The organism is Sulfuricurvum sp. MLSB, assembly GCF_000747095.1.
Lineage (GTDB): Bacteria > Campylobacterota > Campylobacteria > Campylobacterales > Sulfurimonadaceae > Sulfuricurvum.
On sequence record NZ_JQGL01000137.1, the window covers coordinates 1 to 5,873 of the forward strand.

A 5,873-nucleotide genomic window follows, 5' to 3' on the forward strand; every position below is an offset into this window, starting at 1 on the left:
AGGGCGCTGATCTTGGCAATGTCTTTGGTGTCGACATACAGCCAGATCATCGCCAGAACCGAGATGAGGGGAACCGATGCGAGCACCGCACCCCAAAACGAGCTTCGTTTGGCGATTTCGGCAATCAGCACGATCAACAGCGTCGTTATGACTATTTTGGCAAGATAATAGGCCATTTTTTCCTCTCCTATCGCATAAGGCTTACAAACCCTTGAATACACTATGGTACCTAAAAGCAGAGAGATCAGGAATATGAAATGGGTGCAACCCATCTGTTTTTTTCGTTTTATTCTCTATTTTCCTCAAAAACCATTGACAAAAAAGTATCCATCCGCTATAATTCCCGTCCACAAAACGTTGCTGGAAACGCTTTGGTGTTATTTACGTCTCGTTAGCTCAGCCGGTAGAGCATCTCACTTTTAATGAGGGGGTCGATGGTTCGAATCCATCACGGGACACCACTTTTTTAGCCGCATTTATGTGGCCCCATCATCTAATGGTTAGGATTCCAGATTTTCATTCTGGCCATAGGGGTTCGAATCCCCTTGGGGTCACCACTTTAAACTCCCTATTTTACGTACTTTCAAGCACTTTAAGGTTCACTAGGTGACCATTTGGGTGACCACTTTTCAGCTTAAGTTTTCTCTTTCATCTTTTATCCCACTTGATTATTTGCGATCAATCGGTTCACTTCATTGATCTTGTAATAGAGCTTTCCGCCGAATTTATAGTACGGTATCTCCCCGTTCATCCTCATTTTTGCCAATGTCGATTTATTGAACGCAAAGAGGCCTATCAATTCGGCCTCCGTAATGAACTCCTTTTCGGGTTGGATCAGGGCTTTTAGCTGTTCCATGATTTTGTTCTGAAACGCGATCAGATCGCTTTTGGTAATCAGGTCTATTTGTGCCATAGTTCCAATTCCTTCTGCCCTGCTCTTCGGCGTTCTTTCTCCATGTTGACCGCTTGGGTATGTTTGACGATGAGAGCAATATCCTGATCCTCTTTAGAGAGTTCCTGATGCAATGCCTTGGCAAGCAGTTCCGCTAGTTCATTGAGTTGTGTATCGCCGATGTGTTCGAGCGACTTGGGCAGAGTGGGGACGGCGGTAAAATTGCGGGTAAGCAGATAATTGTGTTTGCCGCTTTGGTAGATGATGGGGATAAACGGTTTAACCCGCTTTTTGGCCTTACGGGTCAACCATAATTGAGATTCGTGCAATACTTCCCGTACTTCGTCTTGATTGATGGTTACCGAGTGTTCGACGTATTTTTCAACCAACGTTTTGAACTCTTCGATAAAGTCGTTTGCGGTAAGCTCTTTGGGGGCATACTCTATACGTTCGAGAGGGACGGTTTTTTGCTCGATCGCATTGAAACGGTATGATTGAGCTAGATAATCCCATAAAGGATGATTGGCACTCCTGCTTCCGCTTTCAAAAACGGCTATGATGTCTATTAGACGCACTTGCTCCATGAATTTTTGAAAGAGCATTTCGGCATTGGTAAGCAGATCATCCAACGTGCTGATTTTGTACTGTTTGAGATAGTCGCGGTGCAGTTCGATCTCAAAGTTCCACAAGGGGTTTATAAATTCGATTCCGTGCTGTTCAAGATACATTTTCAGAAAGTAGAATTTCCCTGAGCTCGTATTCGTTTCGATGAATTTGTCGTAGACGCGAAGCCGAGCGGGAGGCTTACCGACGTAGAGGGTTTCATACCGCTTTTTATTGCCGATGATTTGTTTAAAAGAGCGTTTGCGGGTAACGATACATTGAGGCTCGATCAGGCTTCCCAGATCGTACTGGCAAAAGATATTGAGATCGGCACGGGTGATAAAGTAATTCGGGGTTGAAATATCTTTTAAAACCGTGTCGTTGACGTATTCGAGCAAGCGAACCACGCCCAAAGCATAAATGCCCAGACCTTGGAGCTGTACCCGTATATCGTGAACGCCTTGATTCGTGTATGGATCTTTGAACCCGACGCGCAAGGCTCCTGCCTCGTCGCCGAAGAAGTAAAAACCCTGCTCTTTCCCGAAATAGACGAAAGAAACGTCCGAGATCGAAATGTTTAGCGATCCCTTGGGGATGAATCCGCCGTGTTCTTCTCTGGCCTGCTCGACTTTGGAAAAGACCTCGTAGTGGAAGAACTCTTTATAGTCCGCGTTGGACTGAATAAAATAATAGACCGAATCGATCCCCGATGCAGTCGCAAAGTTGAAATCCCCAAGAGGAGAAACGCCGTTTAATACTTCTTGCTCCATTCCTAGAGGAGCAGTAATAGAAGTGTTCATTTTTAACCCTTTATAGGGTTCCTAAAGCCGCGAGTATTTACCTATTTTTTATTTCTAAGGGGGTATTACTAAATACCCCCATTTCATCCTAACGCCTCGATAGCCTGATCGTGTCAAACGACCTCTTTGGCTCGTTGTTGCCCCCACGGTATAACCGTGGTGGTCTTTAAAAGGCCAAGCCCCGCCTACTCCCTGCATGGGGACATAGTCCCACGCAGGGGGGAATAGCGGCGGGCGGACGGAATAACAATAAATAAAATGTTTAAGTATGTCTATATGCTTCTGTGTGTATCTGGAGTGCTTCTGCGGGCTGATTGCGGCTACTGCGTGCTTACTATGTCTTCCATTGCGTTTCTATCTCACTCGTGAATTAATCGAGTTACTCCACGCTTTTTCTTATGACGTCTATGCTATTTATGCCTATATATACCAATATGACTGTATTTGTACGTTATTTGCTTTTTATTACCTTGTGATGCGATTCCAAGAACCGGTAATTTAATTTGCCCGTTTGATCGGGTCGGGAAAAGTTTAGCGCGTTTAAGAGAGAGTGTCAAGTAGCAAAAAATACTTAACGCCTTGCTAGAGATTTATCTACATCTCCCAATAGGAAGCTTAAGAATAAAATACATTTTATTTGTTTTTATTTTATCCTACTTGCCATGAAGTGATTAAATTGTTCTGCACCTTCATCAAGAACTGTGTCAAGAATATCTTTACTATTTTCGACTTTTTTACGAGTCTTGTCCTGTTGTAATTTACACGTATCCATCCAAAAACCTTTGACGGCAAGCATATCAGTTTTCGCTCCGGCTTCTTCAAGTAAACGCCTTGTTCTTTTATATGGGTTTTCTGCAGATTGCTGATAATAAGGTTGTGTCACTAACAAAGGTACTAAAGTGAATGGGGCTTGAAATACACTCGGATTACATACCCACATAGCTTGACGAAAAGCAAAATTCGTGTAAACCCATGCTGATATTCCCTTTGGATTTACTTCATTGATATTTTCTTTAACAATATTATAATTCAACAGCTCTGCCACAACTTCACTATACCCCATAAATGCTGCTACCATAAGAGGTGTTTGCCCTTGCTTGTTTTTCTCAATGAGAGCAGTTAAATCGGTAGTAGTACTAGCATATTCATGAATATCTTGAGCTGCTTTATGTTCTGCCTCAATAAACTTATCAAACTTTCCGCTAGTTTCTCCAATAACATACATTCTATCGCGTAACTCATTAATCACTTGATGTGGATTTTTTTGATTAGCATCTGCATATGCAACGGTTACAAAGGAAGTTAAAATAAAAAAAAGTATTAGACATCTTCTTTTTAAATTCATATAAGCCCTTATTAAATTAATATATTTGTGTATATTAACACAATAATAAATAAAATACTTAAAAATATCAATATTGACTCATCAGGATCAAAAATCGTATTTTAGCGCTATGGATCAAGTAAGTTTTACATCAAACAACAACTTTGAAACTTCTTGCTACTTCAATAATTCCTTAGATATCTCCTGCACCATTCCGCTTGATTCTTTCCGTTGAAGCGATAAATATTGTTTCACGGTATGCGTATCAGTGTGTCCCAATAAAGATGATAAGTGAATCGCATCCACCCCTTGGCTTGATAGTGCTGATACAGCTAGATTTCTCATCCAGTGGAAACCGAACTCTTCGATCTTGGTATCGGTACGGATTGCATAGATATGATCGCGAATTTCGGTGTACTGCCCTCCCCTTGGCGACTTGAACACTAATCCCTCTTTTCCCGTATAGGTTGCGATCTCTTCCAGAGCGGTTTTGATCTCATCGGGAAGGGAGAACTCCAGATCGACCCCTACTTTGCTTTCCTCTTTGGGGATCATAAACGTATTGTTTATGAGATCGATGTTTTCCCATTTGAGGGAGAGGACTTCGTTTTTGCGTCTACCGTAGAATCCGAACAACAACATCGCGCGGATGGTAGGGTTATCTTGGTATACGGTCATAATGCTTTTATGTACCCGTTTGTATTTATCGACGGCATTAAGGATCACTTTTTTCTCTTCGGTCAGTTTACGGGTTACACGGTGAGATTTCTTGATCGGGGAGACTTGGATCGATTCATCTTCGATTGCCAGTTCGATCAATGGGTTCATGACTTCCAAAAGCCGTTTTTGCATCCGCTTGGATAGGTGGGAGACGTTTGCGCCGATGGTTGTCAGATCGGAGGACTTGACGGCGGAGATCGCTTTATCCCCTATGATCGGTTTGATGTATTTGTTGAAGAAGTTGGTAAGGCCGTATTGGTGGGAGTGCGACCAGTTGTTTCGTTTGATCTCTACGAGACGATTAAAATATTCGGACACGGTCATATCGGGGCTGGCGGTTGGGCTTTGAGAGTGTGCCGACTTTTTCGATTCTTCGGCGATGAACTGATCCAGAGCGAATTTAGCAAGCTCTATATTTTTGCCGCGTGTTGATCCGTTGACGGTAATCGTCTTGCGGGTGCGCTTGCCGTTAATACGCAGATCGAACATGAACTTCGAATCGTCCGATTTATGGATTTTCAGGTTCGGGATTTCGTTGCCTTTATGGGTGACCTGAACGTAGTCTTTGAAGATAATCGCCATGTAGTCCCTCTGTGGTTACCTATTGGGTGACCAATCTTTAGATATTGTATGATAGCGAGAGGAAATTTACATAGGCATTATATCCCTTAATTAGGGAAAATGAATTATAAGGAATCGGCAGGAAAGCTAGAAAAGTCTGTTCGAATCCCCTTGGGGTCACCACTTTTAACTTCCTAAATTACATATTTTCAACCACTTTAAGATTCATCAGGTTACCTTTTGGGTATCCTCTTTTCGTTAACACACTTTCGCTACACTTTTGCACATCATATTTGTGCGAGGAAACCCGTGACATCTTTATTTTCCGTCATATTCGCCGTATTTCTGATCACCGGCTGTTCCGCTACGTGGAGCGGTGTCAAACAAGATACCTCCGACGCTTGGGACTGGAGCAAAACCAAAGTTCATCAGGGTGCCGACTACGTCCGCGAAAAGACCGAATAATGTGCTTTGTCCTCACGATCCTCCTCGGGGTTGCCTCGGTCGCATTTTTTTTGCACGGCCTGATGCTCCAAAGCGCCATCAGCGGGGTACTCGCCGCAGGGGCGCTGTTCTTTTTCATCCGTAAACTCGTCCGAAACGGCGGTTGCATCTTCGGCGGTAGGCGCGACTGCTAGTTTTCCGCCGGAACGCTCCTGCATCGCATCTCCTTTTCGCTAAAATGGCATATCTGACTTTATTACGGAACAGCCAATGCGTCAATCACCGTTTATAGCTTTTTTATTCCCCCTTTTTCTTTGGAGTGCGGAACCCACACAGTGGGGAGAAAACGTCACGGGGGTCACAACCCGTTTTGCCAGCGACAAAAAAGAGATCGCCTTGACGTTGGATGCCTGCGGCGGAAGCGCCAAAAGCTCCCAGTACGATGCAGAGCTGATCGACTACCTCATCGCCAATAAAATCCCCGCGACCCTGTTCATCAATGCGCGATGGATCGATGCCAATCCCGAGA

General features: G+C 43.7%; 7 protein-coding genes and 2 tRNA genes. 5 read left to right on the top strand and 4 right to left on the bottom strand.

From position 1 onward, the window contains the following. The first annotated feature begins 385 nt into the window (after positions 1-385). Together JU82_RS09770 and JU82_RS09775 are read left to right on the top strand one after the other, a co-directional pair. Positions 386-461, top strand: a tRNA-Lys gene (locus JU82_RS09770). Between the two features lie 21 nt (positions 462-482). After that, a tRNA-Glu gene (locus JU82_RS09775) sits at positions 483-557 on the top strand. A gap of 98 nt (positions 558-655) precedes the next feature. Here the strand turns inward: JU82_RS09775 and JU82_RS09780 are convergent. From JU82_RS09780 to JU82_RS09795, 4 genes are all read right to left on the bottom strand, one after another. Beyond that, positions 656-913, bottom strand: coding sequence for a helix-turn-helix domain-containing protein (locus JU82_RS09780; protein WP_037949998.1), 258 nt, complete (start codon positions 911-913; stop codon positions 656-658). Beyond that, entirely contained in the window at positions 901-2,295 is a 1,395-nt protein-coding gene (locus tag JU82_RS09785) for a hypothetical protein (protein WP_037949999.1), read from the bottom strand. Before JU82_RS09785 ends, JU82_RS09780 begins: the two co-directional genes overlap by 13 nt. A 643-nt stretch (positions 2,296-2,938) precedes the next feature. Continuing rightward, positions 2,939-3,640, bottom strand: a complete 702-nt coding sequence (locus tag JU82_RS09790) for an ankyrin repeat domain-containing protein (RefSeq protein ID WP_037950001.1) — start codon at positions 3,638-3,640, stop codon at positions 2,939-2,941. Positions 3,641-3,796: 156 nt separating this feature from the next. Next, a complete protein-coding gene (locus tag JU82_RS09795) occupies positions 3,797-4,921 on the bottom strand; it encodes a tyrosine-type recombinase/integrase (protein ID WP_037950003.1) in 1,125 nt (374 codons plus the stop codon). Positions 4,922-5,209: 288 nt separating this feature from the next. Between JU82_RS09795 and JU82_RS12065 the strand changes: the two genes are divergently transcribed. From JU82_RS12065 to JU82_RS09805, 3 genes are all read left to right on the top strand, one after another. Further along, the gene (locus JU82_RS12065) at positions 5,210-5,365 is read left to right on the top strand and encodes a hypothetical protein (protein WP_294892778.1); all 156 of its coding nucleotides are present in this window, start codon (positions 5,210-5,212) and stop codon (positions 5,363-5,365) included. Then, entirely contained in the window at positions 5,365-5,538 is a 174-nt protein-coding gene (locus JU82_RS12070; protein WP_294892779.1) for a hypothetical protein, read from the top strand. The genes JU82_RS12065 and JU82_RS12070 overlap by 1 nt, the downstream gene beginning before the upstream one ends. A gap of 76 nt (positions 5,539-5,614) precedes the next feature. After that, a partial coding sequence (locus JU82_RS09805) for a polysaccharide deacetylase family protein (protein ID WP_037950008.1) occupies positions 5,615-5,873 on the top strand: 259 nt, incomplete at its 3' end.

Excerpts from the sequence above, each read along its gene's own strand:
- JU82_RS12070 (WP_294892779.1), top strand. The coding sequence starts at position 5,365 with ATGTGCTTTGTCCTCACGATCCTCCTCGGGGTTGCCTCGGTCGCATTT.
- JU82_RS09795 (WP_037950003.1), bottom strand. The coding sequence starts at position 4,921 with ATGGCGATTATCTTCAAAGACTACGTTCAGGTCACCCATAAAGGCAAC.
- JU82_RS09780 (WP_037949998.1), bottom strand. The coding sequence starts at position 913 with ATGGCACAAATAGACCTGATTACCAAAAGCGATCTGATCGCGTTTCAG.
- JU82_RS09785 (WP_037949999.1), bottom strand. The coding sequence starts at position 2,295 with ATGAACACTTCTATTACTGCTCCTCTAGGAATGGAGCAAGAAGTATTA.
- JU82_RS09790 (WP_037950001.1), bottom strand. The coding sequence starts at position 3,640 with ATGAATTTAAAAAGAAGATGTCTAATACTTTTTTTTATTTTAACTTCC.